Origin of the sequence: Butyricimonas paravirosa (genome assembly GCF_032878955.1) — a bacterium.
Lineage (GTDB): Bacteria > Bacteroidota > Bacteroidia > Bacteroidales > Marinifilaceae > Butyricimonas > Butyricimonas paravirosa.
On the sequence record NZ_CP043839.1, the window covers coordinates 5,021,043 to 5,043,191 of the forward strand.

Annotated in this window: 18 protein-coding genes and 1 pseudogene; 4 read left to right on the forward strand and 15 right to left on the reverse strand. The window is 45.6% G+C overall.

Annotation, left to right across the window (positions count from 1 at the left end; genetic code table 11):
• Positions 1–39: 39 nt before the first annotated feature.
• From F1644_RS20190 to F1644_RS20240, 11 genes are all read right to left on the reverse strand, one after another.
• Complete coding sequence (locus F1644_RS20190; protein ID WP_118304181.1) at positions 40–1,830, reverse strand: NADH-quinone oxidoreductase subunit NuoF; 1,791 nt, start codon at positions 1,828–1,830, stop codon at positions 40–42.
• A 44-nt stretch (positions 1,831–1,874) separates the two neighbouring features.
• Complete coding sequence (locus F1644_RS20195; RefSeq protein WP_087422371.1) at positions 1,875–2,264, reverse strand: (2Fe-2S) ferredoxin domain-containing protein; 390 nt, start codon at positions 2,262–2,264, stop codon at positions 1,875–1,877.
• 25 nt (positions 2,265–2,289) lie between these two features.
• Positions 2,290–2,838, reverse strand: a complete 549-nt coding sequence (locus tag F1644_RS20200; protein ID WP_118304179.1) for an ATP-binding protein — start codon at positions 2,836–2,838, stop codon at positions 2,290–2,292.
• A gap of 267 nt (positions 2,839–3,105) precedes the next feature.
• A complete protein-coding gene (locus tag F1644_RS20205) occupies positions 3,106–3,483 on the reverse strand; it encodes a response regulator (protein ID WP_087422369.1) in 378 nt (125 codons plus the stop codon).
• Positions 3,484–4,054: 571 nt separating this feature from the next.
• Positions 4,055–4,849, reverse strand: coding sequence for a hypothetical protein (locus F1644_RS20210; RefSeq protein ID WP_118304177.1), 795 nt, complete (start codon positions 4,847–4,849; stop codon positions 4,055–4,057).
• Positions 4,850–4,867: 18 nt separating this feature from the next.
• Positions 4,868–5,578, reverse strand: a complete 711-nt coding sequence (locus F1644_RS20215) for a PHP domain-containing protein (protein WP_118304175.1) — start codon at positions 5,576–5,578, stop codon at positions 4,868–4,870.
• Positions 5,579–5,589: 11 nt separating this feature from the next.
• Positions 5,590–5,925 (reverse strand): DRTGG domain-containing protein, encoded by a 336-nt coding sequence (locus F1644_RS20220; RefSeq protein WP_027199840.1) that lies wholly within the window; start codon positions 5,923–5,925, stop codon positions 5,590–5,592.
• A gap of 41 nt (positions 5,926–5,966) precedes the next feature.
• Complete coding sequence (locus tag F1644_RS20225) at positions 5,967–7,313, reverse strand: [Fe-Fe] hydrogenase large subunit C-terminal domain-containing protein (protein WP_087422366.1); 1,347 nt, start codon at positions 7,311–7,313, stop codon at positions 5,967–5,969.
• A gap of 208 nt (positions 7,314–7,521) precedes the next feature.
• On the reverse strand, positions 7,522–7,932 hold the full coding sequence (locus F1644_RS20230; RefSeq protein ID WP_027199839.1) for an ATP-binding protein: 411 nt from the start codon (positions 7,930–7,932) through the stop codon (positions 7,522–7,524).
• 11 nt (positions 7,933–7,943) lie between these two features.
• A complete protein-coding gene (locus F1644_RS20235) occupies positions 7,944–8,288 on the reverse strand; it encodes a DRTGG domain-containing protein (protein WP_027199838.1) in 345 nt (114 codons plus the stop codon).
• A gap of 81 nt (positions 8,289–8,369) precedes the next feature.
• On the reverse strand, positions 8,370–11,369 hold the full coding sequence (locus F1644_RS20240; protein WP_118304173.1) for a hypothetical protein: 3,000 nt from the start codon (positions 11,367–11,369) through the stop codon (positions 8,370–8,372).
• A gap of 221 nt (positions 11,370–11,590) precedes the next feature.
• Between F1644_RS20240 and ligA the strand changes: the two are divergent.
• The 3 genes and pseudogenes from ligA to F1644_RS20250 form a co-directional block, all read left to right on the forward strand.
• A pseudogene (ligA, locus tag F1644_RS22755) lies at positions 11,591–13,038 on the forward strand (NAD-dependent DNA ligase LigA); the annotation flags it as partial.
• A 489-nt stretch (positions 13,039–13,527) separates the two neighbouring features.
• On the forward strand, positions 13,528–14,094 hold the full coding sequence (locus F1644_RS22790) for a helix-hairpin-helix domain-containing protein (RefSeq protein ID WP_458693314.1): 567 nt from the start codon (positions 13,528–13,530) through the stop codon (positions 14,092–14,094).
• Between the two features lie 123 nt (positions 14,095–14,217).
• On the forward strand, positions 14,218–16,722 hold the full coding sequence (locus F1644_RS20250; protein ID WP_118258399.1) for an ATP-dependent Clp protease ATP-binding subunit: 2,505 nt from the start codon (positions 14,218–14,220) through the stop codon (positions 16,720–16,722).
• A gap of 76 nt (positions 16,723–16,798) precedes the next feature.
• Here the strand turns inward: F1644_RS20250 and F1644_RS20255 are convergent, their stop codons facing one another.
• Entirely contained in the window at positions 16,799–18,790 is a 1,992-nt protein-coding gene (locus tag F1644_RS20255) for a gluzincin family metallopeptidase (protein ID WP_118304169.1), read from the reverse strand.
• Positions 18,791–18,845: 55 nt separating this feature from the next.
• Positions 18,846–19,367: a GNAT family N-acetyltransferase gene (locus F1644_RS20260; protein WP_087422362.1), complete on the reverse strand. Its 522-nt coding sequence runs from the start codon at positions 19,365–19,367 to the stop codon at positions 18,846–18,848.
• Between the two features lie 179 nt (positions 19,368–19,546).
• On the opposite strand from F1644_RS20260, the gene miaA reads away from it, so the two are divergent.
• Positions 19,547–20,455 carry a tRNA (adenosine(37)-N6)-dimethylallyltransferase MiaA gene (gene miaA / locus F1644_RS20265; protein ID WP_189021496.1) on the forward strand — a complete coding sequence of 303 codons (909 nt, stop codon included), beginning with the start codon at positions 19,547–19,549 and terminating at the stop codon, positions 20,453–20,455.
• 130 nt (positions 20,456–20,585) lie between these two features.
• Here miaA and F1644_RS20270 read toward each other — a convergent pair whose 3' ends face one another.
• Together F1644_RS20270 and xerD are read right to left on the reverse strand one after the other, a co-directional pair.
• Positions 20,586–21,155 (reverse strand): hypothetical protein, encoded by a 570-nt coding sequence (locus tag F1644_RS20270; protein WP_087422361.1) that lies wholly within the window; start codon positions 21,153–21,155, stop codon positions 20,586–20,588.
• 57 nt (positions 21,156–21,212) lie between these two features.
• Positions 21,213–22,127 (reverse strand): site-specific tyrosine recombinase XerD, encoded by a 915-nt coding sequence (xerD, locus tag F1644_RS20275; protein ID WP_087422360.1) that lies wholly within the window; start codon positions 22,125–22,127, stop codon positions 21,213–21,215.
• Positions 22,128–22,149 lie beyond the last annotated feature (22 nt).

A 22,149-nucleotide genomic window follows, 5' to 3' on the forward strand; every position in this document is an offset into this window, starting at 1 on the left:
TGCCGAAGCAATTCTAAATTTTAAATTCTAAATTTTAAATTATCTCGTGCTTACTGCTTTGAACTTACATTTCTCCATACAAGCTCCACACTTGATACATTTTGCCGTGTTGATGAAATGCGGTTCTTTACGTTCTCCGACGATAGCGTCTACCGGGCAGTTGCGGGCGCAGAGTCCGCATCCGATACAGAGTTCCGGATCAATGTGGTACATCAGTAATGCCTTACATTTTCCTGCCGGGCATTTCTTGTCCTTAATGTGTGCCAGGTACTCGTCGTAGAAGTTGTCTATCGTTGATAATATCGGGTTAGGGGAAGTTTGTCCTAAACCACAAAGAGCGGTATCCTTGATCACGCGACCCAGGTTTTTCAACATATCCAGGTCTTCCATGGTTCCCTTACCTTGGGTAATTTTTTCCAGAATGTCATGCAGGCGTTTGTTACCGATACGACAGGGGGTACATTTACCGCAGGATTCTTCCACCGTGAATTCGAGATAGAATTTAGCAACAGATACCATGCAGTCGTCCTCGTCCATCACGATCATACCACCGGAACCCATCATGGAACCGGATGCCAGAAGGTTGTCGAAATCGATCGGTACATCCAAGTGTTTCTCGGTCAAGCAACCGCCGGAGGGACCTCCGGTTTGCACGGCTTTGAATTTTTTACCGTTTTTGATACCGCCACCGATCTCGTAAATCACTTCACGAAGGGTAGTTCCCATGGGAACCTCGATCAATCCCACGTTATTGATTTTTCCGGCAAGGGCGAATACCTTGGTTCCCTTGGAACGTTCCGTTCCGATTTTGTTGAACCAGTTAGCTCCCTTCATGATGATCGCCGGGATATTAGCCAAAGTTTCTACGTTGTTCACGTTGGTCGGGCGGTTCAGGTAACCTGATTCAGCCGGGAAGGGTGGTTTCATCGTGGGTTCTCCACGGTGTCCTTCCATGGAGTGGATCAATGCTGTTTCCTCACCGCAAACGAAAGCTCCTGCCCCGTAGCGTAGTTCGATATTGAACGAGAAATCACTTCCGAAAATGTTTTCACCCAGTAAACCGAATTCTTCGGCTTGGTGGATGGCTGTTTTCAGGCGTTGAATGGCAAGCGGGTATTCGGCGCGGATGTAAACTAATCCTTTGGTAGCCCCGATGCTGTACCCGCAGATGGCCATAGCCTCAATCACTGAATGTGGGTCGCCTTCCATGATGGAGCGGTCCATGAATGCTCCCGGGTCTCCTTCGTCAGCATTACAAACCACGTATTTCTGGTCTGCCTGGTATTTGCTCGCGAATTCCCATTTCAATCCGGTAGGGAACCCACCACCTCCACGACCGCGAAGTCCGGATAATTTGATCTCGTTGATCACTTCTTCCGGTTTCATCTCGTTGATACATTTCGCTAGCGCGGAATATCCTTCACGTGCGATGTATTCTTCAATATTTTCCGGGTCAATGAATCCGCAGTTACGCAAGGCGATCCGCAGTTGTTTCTTGTAGAAACCCATGTGTTTCGAGTCGCTTACCGCTTCTTTCTTTTCCGGATCCTTATATAATAATCTTTCGACTTTACGTCCTTTGATAACATGTTCATTTACAATTTCCTCGGCGTCATCCGGCTTAACCTGTACGTAGAAGGTATTGTCAGGCATGACTTTCACGATCGGTCCTTTTTCACAGAAACCGAAACAACCGGTTGCGATGACCTGAACTTCGTCTTCCAGGTTTTTCTCTTTTAAACATTCTTCCAGTCTGGTAATAATCTGGTGACTGGCAGATGCTCTACATCCCGTTCCACCACAAACGAGGATATGCATTTTATAACTCATAGATTCAAGGTTTTGATTAGTTGTTCTAGCTGTCCTTTTTTGTTTTAGATTGTTTCAAAATTTACCGGAATGATGTCGGCCACGAGCTCGTCATTCTTCAGGTATTTCTGAATGATTTCTTCGGCTCTTTCGGTCGTTACATGTCCGAACACGATCGGGTCTTTCCCCGGTTTTGTGATTTCCACGGTCGGTTCCGCGTAACAGTACCCCATGCATCCCGTTTGTGTAACCACGGCAGCAATCCCGTTTTTCTCCAGGTTTTCGATAAAGTAGTTCATGGTGTCCTTACTACCCGCGGCGATTCCGCAAGTTGCCATAGCCACTTTAATCTGGATCAGGCTTTCAACCTGTTCACTTTTCTCCCGAAGATCAATCTTCGTCTGCACGTTTTCTTTGATGCGTTTGAGGTCCGCGAGTGATTTGATTTTTTCCATATAAAATGATTAAGGTTATTTTGTTTTAACTTGTTTGTGTAATCTCTTTTATGTTTTCCCGGATCATTTGTTTTAATGCCATAACGATTTCCGGGTCATTTAGAGGTACTCCCTCCAGTATCTCTTTTACTTCATTCGTGTCGAACGTGTATTTCCCTTTTTCCGTGGAATGACGGTAAATAAAGTCGATCCCGGGATTTGCCGACACGAGAATCACGATGCTCCCGGCAATATCACCCATGGGTGGTCTGTCCCAGTGTGAAAGACCGAAATTTGCCTCGATTGTGGTACCTTTTCCCGGTTTTGATTTTATTTTCAAGGTTCCTCCTGTTGCCTCTGCATTCTGTTTGAATAAAGGGATGCCCAGCCCGACTTTACGCACGGTTCTACTCGTGAAAAAAGGATCGGTAACTTTTGCAACCGTGTTTTCGTCCATGCCACACCCGTTATCTCTGATCGTGATGACAAGAGAATCTTCCGTTATATTCTCTTGCAGGTCAATTTCAACACGAGAGGCTTGGGCTCGTATCGAGTTTTGGGCAATATCTAAGATATGGTCCGATAACGTTTGCATTCAATACCTGTATTAATTACTCTATTTTTTCTTGAATGAGAAGCACACATTCTTATAGTTTTTATCTTTTCCCTATGATTTAATTTCAATCGCATGAAAAATCGTTCCAAATATAATTAATTTATCAATAGGAACAAGAGATTTGTTATCAACTTGGTATTATATAGATTGTTTCTAATGTAGAAATTATTCTGTATTGCAATTCGTTGATTTTTGTGATTCGTATATCGAAAAATAGCTCTATTTCGTGCGAATTTTGTTTTATTTTCAGGAAAGGTATTTCTTCAGAGTTTCTTTTAATAAACGAGAGTCGATCGGTTTCGTAAGGTAGTCTGTACAACCGGCTTTGCTTGCCTCTTGTTTGTCGCTGTCGAAGGCGAAAGCGCTCACGACGATGATGGGGATACCTGTATTTAATTTCCGGATTTCACGAGTGGCTTCCAATCCATCCATGTTTGGCATTTTAAGATCCATAAGGATGGCGTCCGGGCTGTACTGCCGGTATTTTTGAATGGCCTCCAAGCCGTCGAGGGCATGAATGATCTGGTAATCTCTTTTCAGGATAGTCATGACTAAAAGAAAATTACTTTCGTTGTCTTCGGCAACGAGTAATTTCTTGATGGGCAATGTGTTCTGACTATCCATAGGAGTTTGTTCTTCGTGTCAAAAAATGAACGTTTCATTATATTGAAATGCTGACCATCAATAAAATGGAGAATGTTAATGTTTGATTTGCTTTCTATCTGATCGATAGAATATTAAAAAATAAGCAATATTGGTTTGCTTTAGTAAAAAATGCCTATATTTGTGACGTTAATAAACGTTCGTTTTTTGCTATAAAAAATCTTGTGGAGTTATGTCCCGGTAAAATGGGTTTTCTGATAGAATTTCTGTTTGATAGAGTTATTATTCTGTGATCAAATTGTTATAAGATACTTATTCTAGTGTTAATAATTACTATGATACTACAATAATTTTATATTTTAATAGAGGGGGAATAGAGGGGGAATAGGGGAGGAATGGGAGCGGAATGGGAGCGGCTCGCAATATGATAGCAGAATGATGATGTTTTGATAACATTATTTTACATTAGTTAAAATCAATTTTTTATCGAATATCGTTAAATTCATGAATGTTAAAACACGGATTTAGGGATATTTTAAGGTCATAAATGGATTTTTGTTAGATAAGTTGTTTTGAGGAATTATTTTTTCTTCTAGTCTTCCAGTTCGATTTTCCCGCAAGGTGGGGAGAAGAGGGGAATTCTGGGTTTGTTTTTTAATAGATCTTTCACGTCGTCGAGTGATAGTTTGGGGGCGGGTTCCGGCCCGGCAACTCTTCCCACTCTTCCTTGGAGGTTGTATTCTTGATAGGAGGCAGGGAGTTTGTCGTTGATGAAATCATCGAGAAGACGTTGGTGTTCGATGCTGGAATGGAGGACTCTCTCTTGTATTTTGAATAGCATATCGTGTGAGATGAAAGTGCGGAACGTGTCGAGACCTTTCTCGCAAATACCTAGGGCAATGCCGTCCGTGAGGCAACACGTGAATCTTTTTTCCGCATCGGTTTGCGGGTAAAAGTAACTACTGTTGTGATCTACATAATGCCGGATCACGTCCATACCGGGTGTGTAGAGATTATTGGGTACTAGGTGGCGTGTGCGGTAACGACTGAAAAAGTGTCCCGTGTACCTGCTGAAAACGAGTTCTTCGGTTCTCATGTTGTAAACGGGGAATATGATGCCGGCACCTCTGTAAGTCTCGTAAGTGGAGTAATAGTAAACGTCCAGGTTCTCCCGTTCCTTTTTGTTGTTACATGCGATGATGATATGCCATTGGTTGTGCGTGAGGGGGGATTTCCACTCGATTTGAAATGATACGGGAAATTTCTTGGCGAACAGGATTTCCCGGCGATGCATGTTGATGAAGAAATCCCTCTTGTTCAGAATTGCGGTGGTATCGCGTCTTGCCTCTTTGACGATGGCTTCCGGTGACATGGTGTCTAAAAACATAATCCTGCAAATTTTAAATTAACGGGTGATGGCTACCCGGATGGAATCGAATGACAAGTCCGGTAGCGAGAGGCTCGTGAAAACTTTACCGATGTCGTCAACGTAATGTGCGTCGGAAGAGCGGATAAATTTATATCCGGACAGGTATGCGTTCTGTTGAAGAAATTGTTCCCGTGTCGTGTGAGGACTGAGTTCAAGAGCCTCGCATTTCAAGTCTTTGGGGACGAATCCGAGTTGAGAGAGAATGCTGAAACGGGATTTGTCGATATGGGCCGGGATGAAGATGCCGTCCAGCGCATGGACGGTACGTTCGATCGTGTTTATATCGACATCCAAGGCCGTGATCAGAAGTCGTTCTTCTTCGTATGTGATCTGTTCTTCGGCATCCACCACGACTTGGTAACCGAATTTGTCCGGGTTGTTTTTTATGTTCGGGAGATGGAGATCGAGGAAGTGCTGGAATGCGGTAAGGCGTTCCAAGGTGGGGAAGTATGCGAGGGCGTGAACTTCTTCCGCCGTGTTGACTTCCGTCCCACAAAGAACCCGTAGCCCTTGTTGTTCGCCCAGTTGCTGGATCACGGGGGCTTGCCGGGTGGAGTTATGGTCGGAAATCCCGATGAGGGACAGGCCTTTCTGTAATGCCATACCGATGATGTTTGCGGGACTCATGTCGAGATCCCCGCAAGGTGACAGCACGGTGTGTATGTGTAGATCGGCCCGGATTTCCATGAAATTCGTGATTACGGGTGAAGTAGTTTGTACAATTGTCCCGTGATTTCGAAAGTCTGTAACGGGCTGGAGAGAATGGGGATGTTTTCGTTATTGCTTTCTTCCAGCGTATCTTCTTCCGGGAGGTGTCCTTTGACCAGAATGATGGCCGCGATTTCTTTCAAGGAGGCGATAGCCATGACGTTTTTGTGTGTTTGCAGGGTAACCCATACATCTCCTTCTTGGGCATGTCCCATGACATCACTTAGCAAGTCGGACGTGTAGCCGCCTTTAACTTCTCGTTGTAAACCTTCTTGTCCGGAACATACCGTGAGGTTTAGCTGGGAAACAATGTCTTGTACTGTCATAATTTGTAGTTTGTGGTTTTCGTGAATATATTTTATCTTGTTTATTCTCCAAATCTTTTTAATCCCCAAGTTTTTTCTGAAAGTTCAAGGGATTCTTCCGGTGTCATCAAGGCCTCGTTGCACAGGAGTTTTTGCATAAACACGCATTGATTGAGTTTCGCCTTTCCCTGAACGACATCCCTTGCCAGCGTGTGGCAGGCCGGGGCGCCGCAGGCCCCGCAGTCGATTTGCGGGAGAACGTGCATGATGCGGTTTAATTTTTCCATCTTTTCCATGGCGACAAGCATATTCTCGTCGAGTTGTTCGATGGAACGCGGTGGGATTTTCCCGCTGAGTTTACCTTGTTTGAAAAGGTAGGATTCGTATTCTTGAATGTCATCGAAATCGGGTTGCTGTTGTTCGTGTTTGCTGGCTTGCATCCGTTTGCGCAGGCGTTCGATGGTCAAGAATCGGTTATTCACGACAAGCGCACCGCCGGCGCAGGAGTGGTCACAGGCTCGTAGTTCAAGAAAATCGATGTCCGTGAGTTCATCATTTTCTATTTTTTCGAGTATGTCGATCACGTTGTGGATCTCGTCAATGGCCAGGCAGCGACCTTCAAATTTAGAGGCCTCGCCTTCCGACAAGTCCCAGGCGATGGATTCGGGGGAGAGGTACGTGCGTTCGGTTACCGTTCCCACGGGTTGATCCCGGTGTTGCGTGAGGCCCAGTTGTATTTTGTTATAAATGAAATTCAAGTTGATAACTCCGTCGATGTTGGATTGATCGTCGCCGACCGGGCTTTTTACTGCCGCGATTTTTGCGGCGCATGGAGTGACGTAGAATATACCGACTTCATCCGGCGAAATACCCTTATCGAGATATTTTTTACGGGCGAAGATGGCTGCCAGGTCCATGGCTTGTTTTAACGGGACGATATGGTCTATCAGCGAGGGAAAACGTACCTGTATCAAGCGGACGATTGCCGGGCAGAAGGACGAGATGAAGGGACGCTCGTAAGAGTTCTTTTCCATGTAACGTTGTATGGCTTTTGCTAGGATACCCGATGCCTGTGCCACCTCGATTACTTCCGTGAACCCCATCTGGTGGAGTTCCGCGAAGATTTGTTGTTCCGTGATTTCTTCCGAGAATTGTCCGAAAAGGACTGTCGGGAGAAGGATGATCCGGTGTTTGAAATTGAATATTTGGTTGAAATCGTCCTGCTCCACGTATATCGCATGTTGCGGGCACGACTTGAGGCATTTGCCGCAGTCGACGCAAGCATTTTTGTTTATCGTCGCCAAACCACCTTTAATGCGGATGGCCTGCGTGGGGCAGAGGCTCATGCAGTGCGTGCATCCGATGCAGGCTGTACTGGCAACTTTTAAGGCGTGGTAAAACGGTTCCATGATTAATTTTAGATTTTAAATTTTAGATCCTATCGATTAAGTGATTTAATGATTTTCGATTAAGTGATTTTAATCACCCAATCATCGAATTGGCAATCACGGAATCTTTTTCATTCTAAACTTCTTTTATCTTTCAGTTTTTGTCTTTTAACTTTTAGAGCCGAAGGCTCAACTTGTAACCTGTAACTTTTTAAACTGCCGCGTGCGGTTAAAAAAAAGTAGTCATCGTGACTTTTGTTCCCTCGTTTACTTTGGATTCGATGGTTAGTTTGTCGCAGTTTTTCTGCATATTCGGGAGACCCATTCCAGCTCCGAATCCCATTTCCCGGACTTCGGGGGAGGCGGTGGAATATCCTTCCTGCATGGCTAGGTCTATGTCCGGTATTCCGGGCCCCCGGTCGCTGATGACGACGGTGATGACGGTGGGATCGATAGACACTTGCATGGTTCCTTCGTAAGCGTGTGCAACCACGTTAACCTCTGCTTCGTAGAGGGCAACCACGATGCGTTTCAGTACGGCGGGGTTCACGTTGAGTTGTTTCAGTATCTTTTTTACCTCGCTTGAGGCAGTACCGGCACGTGAAAAGTTTCCTCCTTCGATGTTGTAGTTGAATTCCATAATGCTTGTTTTTAATAAATGGGCTCTAGCCCTGCTTCGTACAGAAGTCCGCAGACTTTGAACATGCTCTGCTTGCTTTGTAAGATAGCGATGTTACACTCTTTGGCTAATTCTACCATATCGGGGGAGGCTTGTTTTCCTCGAACAAATAGAATGAAACTGATGTCAGACATTTCTGCCGTGCGAATCACCTGTAAGTTGGCTAGTCCCGTGATGAGGATCATCTCGCTGGTGTCTAACCGGAGGACGTCGCTCATCAAGTCGGCAGCAAAAGCGTGACGGATGACCTTGTCGAGATGGCCGTTTTCGTGAATCACCCGGGCATTTGATAACGCAGCAATTTCCTTTAGAGTCATAAGTTTGTTTTTTGATTGCTCCTAAGGTAATCAAAAAAAATCGGATTCTCAAAGTTTGGGAATCCGAATATTTTGAATCTATCAAATGGTGAAGGCCACCGAGAAGAGCATATCGACAAACATGGAGTTGCTTTTTGTTTCGTATCCGGTTCTGAAACCGATGTTTACGGGGAACGGGAGACGGAAGAAATGGGTGTCGGCTGAAATTTCCACGCCATAGGAGTGATAGGTTTTGTTCCAATAGCGATTTTTCTCCCAGCCGGTATCAAAGAAGGGTTCTGCCGTGAACCGTTTCATGTAGACAAGTGGTCCGATGTGGGCATCCGGGTACCAGAACGGCAAGGCGTAAGATATTTTCAACGTTGATAGGTTGTACCCGTAGAGAGAGGCTCCCCGGGGAGAGTAAATCTGGTTCCCGTAGTAGTTGGTTGTTTTATCCGATTTCAGTTGATGACCGAAGTAGAGCGTCCAAGAGTGATGTTTCCAGAATCCGGGAAGATACAAACGTCCTTCTGCCCATTTCGTGTTGCCGTAGTCCAATCCGTCGAATGGCGTGTGGGCGTACCCGACTTCCAAGCGTTGTCCCCAGCGGGGATAGATGTCCCGTTGACTTGTCCGGGTTTGGTTATTGAGGACAAGCCCGTAGCGTATGATCTGGAGTTTTACATCATCCGGGTTGGTGAGTACGGAGTTATACGGGTTGTTGGAAGGCAGGCTGGTCCACCGGTTGTGGTCCAACAAGTAGGAACGCCTCTGTGTTATCGAGTGTATGGCTTGAATTTCATATTTCACGTAAGGGATGATATAACGGGAATAGTTTTTCCGGGAAATGTTGAACGGGAATTGTACAGTGGCCGTTCCTTTCGTGCGTTGTGATTTATAAATGGAACGAATCGTGTCGATTTCTTGGGTTTGAACGGTTTTTATTGCGTAGTCTTGCATGAAATCGTCATTGCGTCCGCTCTTGAATTCCAGTTGCAGGGTGGGCCAGAATCCTTTGTAGGTGGCTTTTACCTGCCAGTTGCCGTGTTCGTAACCTTTTCCTCTCACGAATCCTGCGGTTAGGAACAGGGTGCTTAGCTTGTTTTGCGAGCTGACGGCTAATCCGAAATCGATGTCCACGTCTTCAGCGTCCGGGAAGATGGGGCCCCAGCTATGGAAGTTGAATAGGTGGGAGGTTTTATTGTATTTCCGACTGGCGTAGGTGGAGTCGGCGGTTAGCTTGAATTGCCAGTTTTCCTGTCGTGTCACGCTGTCGGCGATACGGAAGGTCTGGGTGTCTATTGCTTTGTTTTCTAATTGGCTTATGGCAATTTTACCCGGTTTATACCCGTCGGAAGTATAGAACGAGAATAAAAGTGAATCTTTGTTCGGGGAAACGATCGGGTAGCGTAGGCCGAATTTGGAGTTAAGTATGTTCGCTCCGAATTCTTGCGGTTGGGTTTGCCGGTAGAACGAGTTGTTGGCATCGAAAGCTCCCCGGTATATAATCTGGTCGTTCACGGTAACCGGATTGTCAATCTCGTAAGGGGTGAACGCGGTGATCGGGGTACGTTTGCCCGTGTGAATATCGATGGATTCAAGGTGTTTGCCTTTCGAAGATACCACCACGGTGACGATATTGTTTTTCCCGTCATAGGAGGGATGCACGAATAGCTCGTCTCCGGAGCCTTTTACCCGGAATATTTCTTTTTGGAACGTGTGGTCAAGGATCACGATGGAGGCGTTGTCTTCTTTGTCAACTTCCACGAATCCCCAGTTTCCCTCCACGGCAAAAGGGGCATACCTGTTTTGCCGGGTGGGGTAACGGTGATATTTCTTGTGACGTATATCGTAGCTGGCGAGTACCATTTTACCCCCGTGTTCCCAACGGGGATGGTATTTGTACTCGGACCACACGAGCGTTTCGTCCTGATAGGCAAATTTATAATCATACATGATTCCCGTTCGGGTGATGATCTCGTCTTTGTCCGGGTGTAGGATGACCAAGGCTCCTTCTTGAGCCAATCCTTCCTTGTAGGCAATGATTTGTCCGGTTGGGGTGGCTGTCGGGTAATGGTAGTTCGTGTATATCTTGTTTGCGGTCGTGATGGTATCGAATGAGTGGGGTACTTGGTCGGACTCTTGTTTCCATATTTGTTGGAGTTCGCTGAAGTTATCCCGGTAGAGCGTGCGTTTGGCATCACAATGGGTGTTGGCTTGTTTCACGCTGTCAGGATTGACGAAAAGGGACTGGAAATGACGGGATGACCAGATGGAGTCTCGTTTTTCGTTCATCGTGAGTTTGAGGCTGCGGGCAAAAGGCGTGATTCCGTAAGGACGTTTTCCAACCCGGGAGAGGGCATCTTGCCAGATACCGGGACCGTAGTGAACACGGCTGTTCCCGACCATGTAATAGCCGAGGGCGTAGTGGTTGGGAACAAAATCTTTATAGGAGCCGAGTACGGCCTTATAGTAGGTGTATATTCCTTTTTCCGTGATCTGGGCTTTCATTTCGTTAAGAAATTCGGGTGAACGTCCCCGACCGCTTTTTCCGACGGAGGTTTCGAATACCGTGGCATCTCCTTCTAGGAACCACATGGGGACATATACCCCGATGACGGCCATCGTGATTTGTTCTCCGAAGATATAGTATAATGCTTTCGTGAAACCTTGGTTTACCTTGTCGTACTGTACAACGTGGCGGAATTCATGAATACACAAGTGTTCCAGCCAAGCGTCGCTGACATCCTGCGGGGGAGCCGTGTAGAGTTCACTCTTCTTGGGAGCCCAGCCCGCGTTCCCGTTTGACACGCCACCATTCGCCCGCACGATCATGGACATTCTTTTGGGTTTGATGCCGAGGGTATTGGCGTGGGCGTATAGCTTCTCGTAAATATTTGCCAGGTATTGCGCATTATCCTCGAAGAAATCAGGGTAGATGATCTGGAAGTTATCCGTTTTGATTTGTCGCCAGCGTGTACTGCATGGGTCTTGTCCGAGATCGACAAATTGGGCTTTACCGGGAGTGACAAGTGTGAATATAAGTAATATGCCTATTGTCAGGGAATTTAAGAAAAACGAGGTATGTTTGTGTCTCATGTGTAGTAGCTTGTGGTTTATTTTTTTATAAAATTATTCCGCTAAAATAATTATTTTTTCCCACAATCTCCATCAAGAACAATTATCTTTGTACACGATGAAAAAGAGATCGAATCTCTTTTTCATCGTGGTTACAAGTTACAGGTTGTAAATTGCAGGTTATGACCTGAATACGTCTGGGATTTTAACTTGTAACCTGTAACTTGTAACTTGAAACTGTTATGGATAGAATTGTTGAGTTGAGAAAGTTGTTGGAGCATTACAACTACCTGTACTATGTGAAGAATGAGCCGGAGATTACCGATCAGAAGTTTGACGAGTTAATGCATGAGCTGGAACGGTTGGAGGCAGAGCATCCGGAAATGTTTGATCCGAATTCACCGACGCAGCGGGTGGGGAACGACACGACGAATGAGTTCGTGCAGGTGGCGCATAAATATGGCATGATGTCATTGGCGAACACGTATAGCGAGCAGGAGATCCGGGATTTTGATGAACGGGTGCGAAAAGGTATCGGGGGGGATGACGTGGAGTATGTCTGCGAGTTAAAGTATGACGGGACTTCTATCAGCCTGCGCTATGAAGATGGGAATTTGCAGGTGGCGGTGACGAGGGGTGATGGCGTGAAGGGGGATGACGTGACAACTAATGTACGGACTATTCGAACGGTTCCATTGCATATGCAGGGGGAGGATTATCCTGCAGAATTCGAGATTCGGGGGGAAATTCTGATGCCTTTTGCCGTGTTTAATCGATTGAACGAGGAACGACTGGAGGCGGGAGAGGCTTTATTTGCCAACCCGCGGAACGCGGCGGCAGGTACGTTGAAGTTGCAGAATTCTTCCATTGTTGCCAAGCGGCAGTTGGATTGTTATTTATATTACGTGCCGGGAGAAATCACGTTGACCCCGACACATTACGGGAATTTGATGAAAGCGAGGGAATGGGGTTTTAATATTCCCCCGTATATCGGGTTATGTCACAATATAGACGAGATTCTTGATTTTATTCACAAATGGGATGTGGAACGGAAGAATCTCCCTGTGCCGATTGACGGGATTGTGATTAAGGTGAACAGTATCAGGCAGCAGTTGCAGTTGGGATACACGGCGAAATCTCCCCGGTGGGCGGTGGCCTACAAGTTCAAGGCGGAGCGAGTGGAGACCCGGTTACTTAGCGTGGATTACCAGGTGGGACGTACCGGTTCGATTACCCCGGTGGCCAACCTAGAACCCGTTCATATCGCGGGGACTACCGTGAAACGGGCCTCACTGCATAATGAAGATATTATCCGGGAGTTGGATTTGCACCTGCACGATATGGTGTACGTGGAGAAAGGGGGAGAGATTATCCCGAAGATCGTGGGGGTGGACGTGGAAAAGAGAGTGGCAGATGCCCCGGTAATCGAGTTTATCACGCATTGTCCGGAATGTGGTACCCCGTTGATTCGTCATGAAGGGGAGGCAAATCATTATTGCCCGAACGAGGATCACTGTCCCCCGCAGATAGCCGGGAAACTGGAACATTTCGTGAGCCGGAAGGCGATGGATATAGAGGGAATGGGGGGGAGACCATTGATTTATTGCTGACGAAAGGGTTTATTCAGGATGTTGCGGATATTTATACTCTGCCGTCCCGTCGGGAAGAATTGATCGGGTTGGAAAAGATTCTTTACCCGGAGAGTTACGTGATGACCAGTATCCCGTTGGGGAAAGTGATTTATGCTTTCGAGATCGGGATGAAGAATATATCTGCCAAAAATGCGGATGTTTTGGCAGAACATTTCGGTAGCCTGACGAAATTGGCCGGGGCCTCGAAAGAGGAGTTGATGGCTGTCGGGAGCCTGCAATTCACCGGTGATCGGGAGAAGAATATCAATAAAATGCTGGAGTATTTCCGGATGCCGTTCAACGAGTCGCTGGAGCGTTTAAAGCAGGCCGGTGAGGTGGATATGCTACCGTTGGATGTGGTAATTTACGCGTTGGATATACCCGGAATTGATTTCCATAAGGCTGAATTACTGTCTGTTAAGTTCGATTATATTTATCGTCTTTACACGGCAACACTGGATGAGATTGCGGAGACTGACGAAATGTCACGTGAGGATGCCGAGCGAGTGTCTCGTTTTTTACAGGGAAAAGAAAAGTTTATCCGTAAAATGAACACGTTGAGCGTGTATCGTTTACAAGAAAAATCGGTGGATAATCTTATTGCCGGAATAGAGAAATCGAAACAACGGAATTTGCCGGAATTCATTAATGCTCTGGGGATTCGCTATATCGGGGAGACGGCATCGAGGAATCTGGCCCGTCATTTTAAGGACATCCGGAAGTTGATGGACGCGACGTTTGAACAGTTGACGGAGGTCGAGGATATCGGGGATCAGATGGCTGGTAGCGTGATCCGTTATTTCGAAAGGACGGAGAACCGGGAGATGATGGAACGCTTTTTGCAATATGGTATTAGCGGGACAATACAGGAAGAAGAGGGAGAATCCGATCAGTTGGCCGGAACAACCTTCGTGATCACGGGAACTCTTTCGCTGCCACGCGAGCATTTTAAGGCAATTATCCTGAAAGCCGGGGGAAAAGTCAGTGATTCAGTGTCTAACAAGACGACTTATCTTTTGGCAGGAGAGAATGCCGGGAGTAAAATGCAAAAAGCACAGAAGTTAAATGTAACTATTTTGACCGAAAAAGAGTTTAACACATTAATGAGTTCATAAAGATTGGTATATTTTATACGTTGTAAATGCTTGTGGACTTATTTTGAATATTAAAGTATATAGTTTATCTTTACGATAAATAAAAAGTAACAAGTAAAGCCGTGGAAGGGCGGCATTGAAAATATGGGAAAAGAAGATACGAGACGACTAAAACAGATCATGACTTCGGCAGGAGAAGAAGCAAAACGACTGGGGAATTCCAAGATTTACCCGGAGCATTTGTTTTTGGGATTGCTGAAGTTGAGAAGTGGAAGGGCGATTGATATATTAATGTCTTTAGGGTTGGATTTTTACGAGGTGAAAGATAAGATAGAGCAACGCTTGGAGGGGAAACGTTATAAATCCGACAAGGTGGAAAGTCTTGACTTTACATTGGCGGCGAATAGCGTGTTGAAACGCGTGTCCGACGAGGCGTGGGATCTGGGTGATGACGAATTAGACTCGGAACACGTGATGCTGGCAATATTGAGGAATCAAGCTGGCTTTGTGACGAAGCTATTTAAAACGATGAATATTGATTACGACATCTTTAAAGAAGCCGTACTAAAAGAGAAGATGCGGATGCAATCCGAATTTAATGACGAGGGGGATGATCCGGAGGACGGAGACGATGAATCTTCTATGTATAATCCTTATCGTCAAGGAGGTCCTGTTTCTTCCAAATCTGATACTCCCGTGCTGGATAATTTCGGAAATGACATCACGAAAGCCGCGGAAGAGGGAGCTTTGGACCCGATCGTGGGACGTGACCGGGAGATCGAACGTCTGGCACAGATTCTGAGTCGCCGTAAGAAGAATAACCCGGTGTTGATCGGTGATCCGGGGGTTGGTAAATCGGCTATTGCCGAGGGACTTGCCTTGCGTATTGTTCAAAAAAAGGTGTCTCGGGTACTGTTTGACAAGCGGGTGATTTCGCTGGATATAGCCTCTATCGTGGCAGGTACGAAGTACCGGGGTCAATTCGAGGAACGAATGAAAGCGATTCTTGCCGAGCTGGCGAAGAACCGGAATATCATTTTGTTTATTGATGAGATTCACACGATTGTCGGGGCCGGAGGTTCCGGGGGTAATCTGGATGCGGCCAATATGTTGAAACCGGCGTTGGCTCGCGGAGAAATTCAATGTATCGGGGCTACGACGCTAGACGAGTATCGCCAGAATATAGAGAAGGACGGTGCTTTGGAACGTCGTTTCCAAAAGGTGCTGGTGGAACCGACCTCGTTTGACGAGACGGTAGAAATTTTGAATAATATTAAGTCCCGTTACGAGGATCATCATAACGTGCGTTACACGGATGAGGCTATCAAGGCCTGTGTGAAGTTAACAACCCGTTATATCTCCGATCGGGCTTTGCCGGATAAGGCGATTGATGCCTTGGATGAGGCGGGGTCGAGAGTACATATTTCCAATATAAATGTGCCGCCGATTATCGAACAGTTGGAGAAGGACGTGGAAGAGGTGAAGGAGAAGAAGAAGGAGGCCGTGAAACAACAGAATTTCGAGGTGGCAGCCGCTTTCCGGGATAAGGAACGGCAGTTGTTGAAACAATTGGAAGAAGAGAAAGTAAATTGGGAGCGGGATTTGCAGGAAAACCGGGTGACCGTGACCGAAGAGCATATTGCCGAGGTGGTGGCCATGATGACCGGGGTTCCAGTGAAACGTATTGCCAAGACCGAGGGGATGAAGTTGTTGCAGATGCACGATGAATTGAGCGAGAGTGTTGTCGGACAGAAGGAGGCGATCGAGAAAATCGTGAAAGCCATACACCGGAATCGTGCCGGACTGAAAGATCCGAATCGTCCGATCGGTTCATTTATTTTCTTGGGGCCGACGGGTGTCGGAAAGACACAGTTAGCCAAGGTGCTGGCCCGTTACTTGTTTGATACCGAGGATGCGTTGATCCGGATTGACATGAGTGAATACATGGAAAAATTCGCCGTGTCCCGATTGGTAGGGGCGCCTCCGGGGTACGTGGGATACGAGGAAGGCGGGCAGTTGACCGAGAAAGTACGTCGTAAACCGTATTCTGTCGTGTTGCTGGACGAAATCGAAAAGGCTCATCCGGACGTGTTCAATATTCTGTTGCAGTTGTTGGACGACGGACAGTTGACTGATAGTCTGGGGCGGAAAGTGGATTTCAAGAACACGATCGTGATTATGACCTCTAATATCGGTAGCCGTCAGTTGAAAGATTTCGGCCGGGGAATTGGTTTCGGTTCCCAGAACATGGAAGGAAATAGCGAGTATGCGAGAGGGGTTGTTCAGAAAGCGTTGAAAAATGCCTTCTCGCCGGAGTTCCTGAATCGTATTGACGATATTATCATGTTTAATCCTTTGACCAAAGAGGATATTTACAAGATTATCGATATCGAGTTGAAGAGCCTGTTCAAGCGGGTAAATGATCTCGGTTTGGTGATCACGATCTCGAAAGAGGCGAAAGACTTTATTATCGAGAAAGGATATGACCCGCAGTACGGGGCCCGTCCGCTGAAACGAGCTATCCAGAAATATCTGGAGGATGAATTGGCCGAGGTGATTATTAAAGGTATAGCGGAAGGAACGGAACTGGATGTCGGTTATGATAAAGAAAACGATAAATTGATTATCACCGAGAAGGAAAATAAGTAAAGGTGAAATCGTTTCAATATAAAAAGACAGCCGACTGATTGCAGTCGGCTGTCTTTTTATATTGAAGTAGAAAGATTTATTTTTTGATTACTTTCTGTAAGGCGTGTATCATGGGTTCCACGCTAAGGTCATTTCCCGTGGCTTGAATCATCCACTCGTTCGGGGTAAGACGTCCCAGTCGGTAAATACGATCAACTTCTTGAGCGAAGTTCTTACCGTTGAGGTAATCTTCCAGCTGGAATTCGATGATCTGACCGAAGGCGTAAGCGGACAGGTATAGCGGGTAACTGATCATGTGGGAATAGATGGCTAAAACCGTTTCGTCTTTTTTGCCGAAGACGGGGGCATAGTATTTATTCCATATTTCTTTTGACAAGCTGATAGAGGCTTCTTTTAGCTGTTCTGCCGTTGCGTTCGGGTTTGCGTACAGCCATTCCCAGATGGAGATGTCGAGCATGGAGACTCCCATGATTTCGTACAGGCTCCAAAATTTGTCAAGAATGTCCATCTTGTCCTTTTCCGGGTCGTTGTTTTCAATGCCCAGTAATTGCAGATCCCGTTTTTGGAACACGAAAGCAAGTGCTTCCGTGAAAGCCGTGTTGGGAACTCCGGCCATCATGAAATTGTCTACATTGTACATGGAAATGGTTTGTTCCACGTTGTGGCCGAATTCGTGAACGGCGATATTGTACCCCTTATAATTCATTCCTTCCGCGGGAATACGGGTACGAAGATGGGACTGTTGTCCCTTCATGGCGGCACCCCATGCGTGTCCTGATCCTCGTGCGGCATCCACGGCTATTTTATCACAAATTTCATTTGCTCTTTCGGGGGTAAAACCCAAATGAGTGAGCAGGGAGGGGAGTCCAGCCTTGAAAGCCTCTGCATTCGGGTAAAGTTTTTGTATCTGGGCATCCAGTTTGGCCTCGTCCAGATTACTACGAGGTTTGAAACCATCGTACCAAATGTCGTATGCTTCCAGTTTGCGGCCTAGACGTTTGGAAATAATCTTGCCGACTTCTTTCAATTCCGGAGAAGTGAGGAATTGGGTGAAAAGAGCTTTTACATCTTCTACCGATACTTCCATTTCTCCCGAAAACTTCCGTTCAATGAAATTCTTGCCGGCATAAGGGTCGATAGCTTTCATGGCGTGGAAGTTATTCAACATACGTTGATAACGTTCTGTTGCCTCCGGGGTTCCCGTGGCAGTTTGTCCGTTTTGAGTGAGTGTGTTCGTATAAGGATTCCAGTCGTAAGCTCCGGAATTGATGACTTGCATGGGGATCTCCTGCGAGATAATCCGTTTCATGACCTCATAAACGGTGCGTTGCTTATCCAAACCTTCTTTCCCTTTGTTGTAGTTGGCCTTGATTTCGTCTCTTAAATTCCAATGAGTAAGCAAAATTTTATCTTCGGGGAAAAGCTTTTGTCCTTTGGTGTTTAGCACGTGTCCCATGTAAATGTTGTAACTTGAAATATACACGTCCGCATCACTTTCCGCTTTCACTCCAGCTTGAATTAGTTCTGCCGGAACCCGTTGGGTAAACACGTCACCGAGGCGAGCATAGGCCCAAGCCATGCGGTCGTTACCTAGTTTTTCTTTGTCCTGTAAAGGTACTTCCGGGAAGTTAAGGGCAATGATAAAGCCGATTTTGTTGTTGTAAAAATCGTTAATCAAATGAGAGCCGGGACTGTAAGCACCGAACATGGGATCGATGTCATGAAGAGGACCGTTGTCCTGATGCAAGTTTAATTGAAGTTGGAGCGTGATTTCGTTAAAATGTCCCCATAAGGCCTCGAAGTAATGACTTACCTTTTGGAATACCTGTTGTTTTTGTTCCGGGTCTGTAATATAGTTTTTCACGCAAAATTCTTGAAATTCGGAGTCTGTGCCATCTTGTGATTGCCAAAGGTGGGCGACTTGGCGTACTCCGGTTTCGATGGCGGTTGTGTTAGTAACTCCTTTTGCCTGAATGTCGGTAATGGTGGCTTGAATTGTTTTCTCCGGGATTGCAGCTTTCGTCAAGAATCCCGAAAATAGGCATACCAATAATAACGAGTGTTTCATAACCGTTTTAGTTTATAAATTTGAGGGGCTGTAAACTACAGCCCCTCGATTTGGTTTATTGATTTAGTAGTTGGAAATATACAATGTCTTCCCAGCCGTTTCCCCGGCGGAGCCAGTTTTTCCGGTACCCGGTCTGCACGAAACCGAGTTTCTCGAAAAGTTTGCGACTACCAATGTTTCCACTGGGTACGCTACTGTAAATCTGGTTCAGTCCCAGTGTTTCGAAGCAATAGTCGATCATCAGACGGATAGCGGCTGTCGCGTATCCCTGTTTTTGGTTTTCTGTATTGTGGATCATAATCCCGATACCGGCACGCTGATGATATGGATCGAAATCATAGAGATCAACTAATCCAATCCGGGCATTTGTATCCACTCTTTCAATCATCAGGCGGAGTTGCTTGGTGGTATATATATCCAGATGACAAGTTTCGATGTATTTCTTTAACGTGAACAGGGAGAAGGGGGTAAGCGTGTCACTGACTTCCCATAAATCCATATCATTTTCCCATTGATACAGACATTCTAAGTCTTCAGGTTCTAAAGCTCTTAAGCGAATGATGTCATCGTTTATCATAGTTGCTGTTTTATAATTTTTTTCGAATAAGTAGTATTATTTGTCGCTTTCAAATATAACACTTTTTGGCATTAGTTGGTGTTAACATGGAGAAAAAAATAGGTCGGGAGATAAATCTTGCCACTTTTAAAACTATCTTTGTCGGGAAAGTAAACAGGTATCATCATAGAGCAATATTCATGTATAATTTACTGACCATCTTGGGGGCTACGGCCACGGGAAAGACCTCTTTAGCGGTACGTTTAGCTGCGGAATTGAAAGGAGAGATTATTTCAGCCGATTCGAGACAAATTTATCGTGGTATGGATCTCGGTACGGGGAAGGACTTGGACGAGTATGTCCACGAGGGTACGCTTGTACCTTATCATTTGATTGATATTGCCGATGCCGGGTTTCGTTTTAATCTGTTCATGTATCAGCAGGAGTTTTTAAAAGTGTGGCAGGATTGTGAACGTAGGGGTATTTTTCCCGTGTTGTGTGGGGGAAGTGGTTTGTACGTGGAGTCCATATTGAAAGCTTACCGGATGACTCCTGTTCCGGAAAATCCCGAATTACGGGAACGGTTGGCCTGTAAGTCGTTGGCGGAATTATCCGACATCTTGTCCTCCTATCGTTCCTTGCACAACACGACAGATACGGACACGGTAAAGCGGGCGATTCGGGCTATTGAGATTGCCGAGTATTATACTACACATGAACCCGTGAAAGGGGAGTTCCCGGAGATCCGATCTTTGATTGTCGGGGTCCTATTTGATCGTGAGGCTCGGCGACAACGGATTACAGAACGTTTACACGCCCGCTTGCAGGCGGGAATGATTGATGAGGTGAAGGGGTTGCTTGACCGGGGAATAAAACCGGAAGACTTGATATATTACGGGTTAGAGTATAAATACCTTACCTTGTATCTTACCGGAGAGTTGACTTATGACGAGATGGTGGAGCAACTGAACATTGCCATTCACCAGTTTGCCAAGCGACAAATGACCTGGTTCCGTAAAATGGAACGGGACGGGTTCGAGATCAAATGGCTGGATGGAAATATGCCTTTGGATGAGAAGGTCGAACAGGTGAAAGAGTGGCTTTATTAATTTTAGATTTTAAATTTTAGATTGAATGATTCAAAGATTTAGTGATTGCCGATTAAATGATTCAGCGATTCTATAATCACCTAATCTGAAATCATTAAATCACGCGATAGATAATCTTGTCGCGGGCAAACTAGTCATGACAATGGCAACTACAATCGTGTCCGTGATCGTGATGATGTTCTTCTTCATCCTCTTCTTCTTTGAGGAGCATTTCTTCTAAATGAGGGATGGTGCCTTCCAGTAAGAAGGCGTTGTCTTCATTACTTTCGGATTTTAAACGTTGTATGGCTATGTGAATCTTTTCTTCCGGGATGTTACCGTGTAGGTTTTCAATGACGGTGGAGGCTTCTAGTGCCGCGATGAAGTCTTCATGCAATAACATATCAACGAATACATCCAGATATTCCGAAAAATCGATGGCTGATTCCCAGCATATGCGTAATAAATTGGCTTTTCCGCTACCTTCGGGAGCGTTGATCAATTTATCCATCAAGACCGTTTTGAAGTCGGATTCTTTCACGTCCGAGAGTAAGGCCGTGAGGTTGGTAATGATGTTCGTGTCCTGACTTTGTAACAGGATGTCCAGTAATTCGGGGACGATGGAAATATCACCTTCTTGTTTGATTTGTTCGATGGCCCCTCTAACGATGTCCATGTCATTGCTGGACAACTGTTTCAATATATCTTGTTTGTTTTCCATGTGTTTCTAAATATTTGTATCCAATACTTTTTCGGGTATTGGATACAAATATAAGGATCATTTGCGGGATTTCTTCGCTCTGGGGTGGAAATTTGTGATTGTATCCCGGAGATATGAGTTATCCAGGTGCGTGTAAATTTCCGTTGTCAGAATAGATTCGTGTCCCAGCATGTCTTGAACCGTGCGGATGTCCGCACCGCCGTTTACCAAGTGAGAGGCAAATGAGTGACGGAAGGTGTGGGGGGATACCACTTTATTCAAGCCGGCACGGAGTGCTGTTTCCTTGATAATATTGAATATCATCACGCGGGAAAGAGATTTTCCCATCTTGTTTAAAAAGAGAATATCTTCGAATCCTCTCGCTTTTTTCATTCTGTCGCGATCTTTTTTCAAATAGCAACGGATCTCGTCTTTTGCTTTCGCTCCCAGTGGAACAATCCGTTCCTTGTTTCCTTTTCCCTCGATTTTGATGTATCCTGTTCGGAAGTTAATTTGTGATAACTTCAAGTTGACAAGTTCAGATACGCGCAAACCGCAAGAATATAATGTTTCGAGGATTGCTTTATTACGTTGTCCTTCTTGTTTGGTCAGATCCACAGCGTTAATCATGGCTTCAATTTCTTCTACGCTGAGGACGCTAGGAAGGGTACGTCCGATTTTTGGTGCATCAAGCGAGTTTGCCGGGTTAAGTCCGATGGCTCCATCGTATAACAAATACTTGAAGAAAGATTTGATACTGGATATACTTCTAGCTTGAGTACGGGGAGTAACCCCGGTGTCTTTCAAGGCGGAAATATACTCGTTTAATACGTCATAGGACACTTCTTTCGGATTCAATGTAGGTGTCCGTTGTTCACAATAGGCTCCCAGCTTTCTGATGTCATTCAAATAAGCTTCCACCGAGTTGGTTGATAGTGATTTTTCTAAAATCAAATAAGTCCGAAAACTATCTATCGCTTCGTTCCAAGTCATTTTTAGCTGTGTTACAAAATAA

Excerpts from the sequence above, each read along its gene's own strand:
- F1644_RS20255 (WP_118304169.1), bottom strand. The coding sequence starts at position 18,790 with ATGAAACACTCGTTATTATTGGTATGCCTATTTTCGGGATTCTTGACG.
- F1644_RS20215 (WP_118304175.1), bottom strand. The coding sequence starts at position 5,578 with ATGGAAATCCGGGCCGATCTACACATACACACCGTGCTGTCACCTTGC.
- F1644_RS20270 (WP_087422361.1), bottom strand. The coding sequence starts at position 21,155 with ATGGAAAACAAACAAGATATATTGAAACAGTTGTCCAGCAATGACATG.
- xerD (WP_087422360.1), bottom strand. The coding sequence starts at position 22,127 with ATGACTTGGAACGAAGCGATAGATAGTTTTCGGACTTATTTGATTTTA.
- F1644_RS20190 (WP_118304181.1), bottom strand. The coding sequence starts at position 1,830 with ATGAGTTATAAAATGCATATCCTCGTTTGTGGTGGAACGGGATGTAGA.
- F1644_RS20205 (WP_087422369.1), bottom strand. The coding sequence starts at position 3,483 with ATGGATAGTCAGAACACATTGCCCATCAAGAAATTACTCGTTGCCGAA.
- F1644_RS20195 (WP_087422371.1), bottom strand. The coding sequence starts at position 2,264 with ATGGAAAAAATCAAATCACTCGCGGACCTCAAACGCATCAAAGAAAAC.
- F1644_RS22790 (WP_458693314.1), top strand. The coding sequence starts at position 13,528 with ATGAACACGTTGAGCGTGTATCGTTTACAAGAAAAATCGGTGGATAAT.
- F1644_RS20235 (WP_027199838.1), bottom strand. The coding sequence starts at position 8,288 with ATGACTCTAAAGGAAATTGCTGCGTTATCAAATGCCCGGGTGATTCAC.
- F1644_RS20220 (WP_027199840.1), bottom strand. The coding sequence starts at position 5,925 with ATGACAGTACAAGACATTGTTTCCCAGCTAAACCTCACGGTATGTTCC.
- F1644_RS20240 (WP_118304173.1), bottom strand. The coding sequence starts at position 11,369 with ATGAGACACAAACATACCTCGTTTTTCTTAAATTCCCTGACAATAGGC.
- F1644_RS20230 (WP_027199839.1), bottom strand. The coding sequence starts at position 7,932 with ATGGAATTCAACTACAACATCGAAGGAGGAAACTTTTCACGTGCCGGT.
- F1644_RS20225 (WP_087422366.1), bottom strand. The coding sequence starts at position 7,313 with ATGGAACCGTTTTACCACGCCTTAAAAGTTGCCAGTACAGCCTGCATC.
- F1644_RS20210 (WP_118304177.1), bottom strand. The coding sequence starts at position 4,849 with ATGTTTTTAGACACCATGTCACCGGAAGCCATCGTCAAAGAGGCAAGA.
- F1644_RS20250 (WP_118258399.1), top strand. The coding sequence starts at position 14,218 with ATGGGAAAAGAAGATACGAGACGACTAAAACAGATCATGACTTCGGCA.
- miaA (WP_189021496.1), top strand. The coding sequence starts at position 19,547 with ATGTATAATTTACTGACCATCTTGGGGGCTACGGCCACGGGAAAGACC.
- F1644_RS20260 (WP_087422362.1), bottom strand. The coding sequence starts at position 19,367 with ATGATAAACGATGACATCATTCGCTTAAGAGCTTTAGAACCTGAAGAC.
- F1644_RS20200 (WP_118304179.1), bottom strand. The coding sequence starts at position 2,838 with ATGCAAACGTTATCGGACCATATCTTAGATATTGCCCAAAACTCGATA.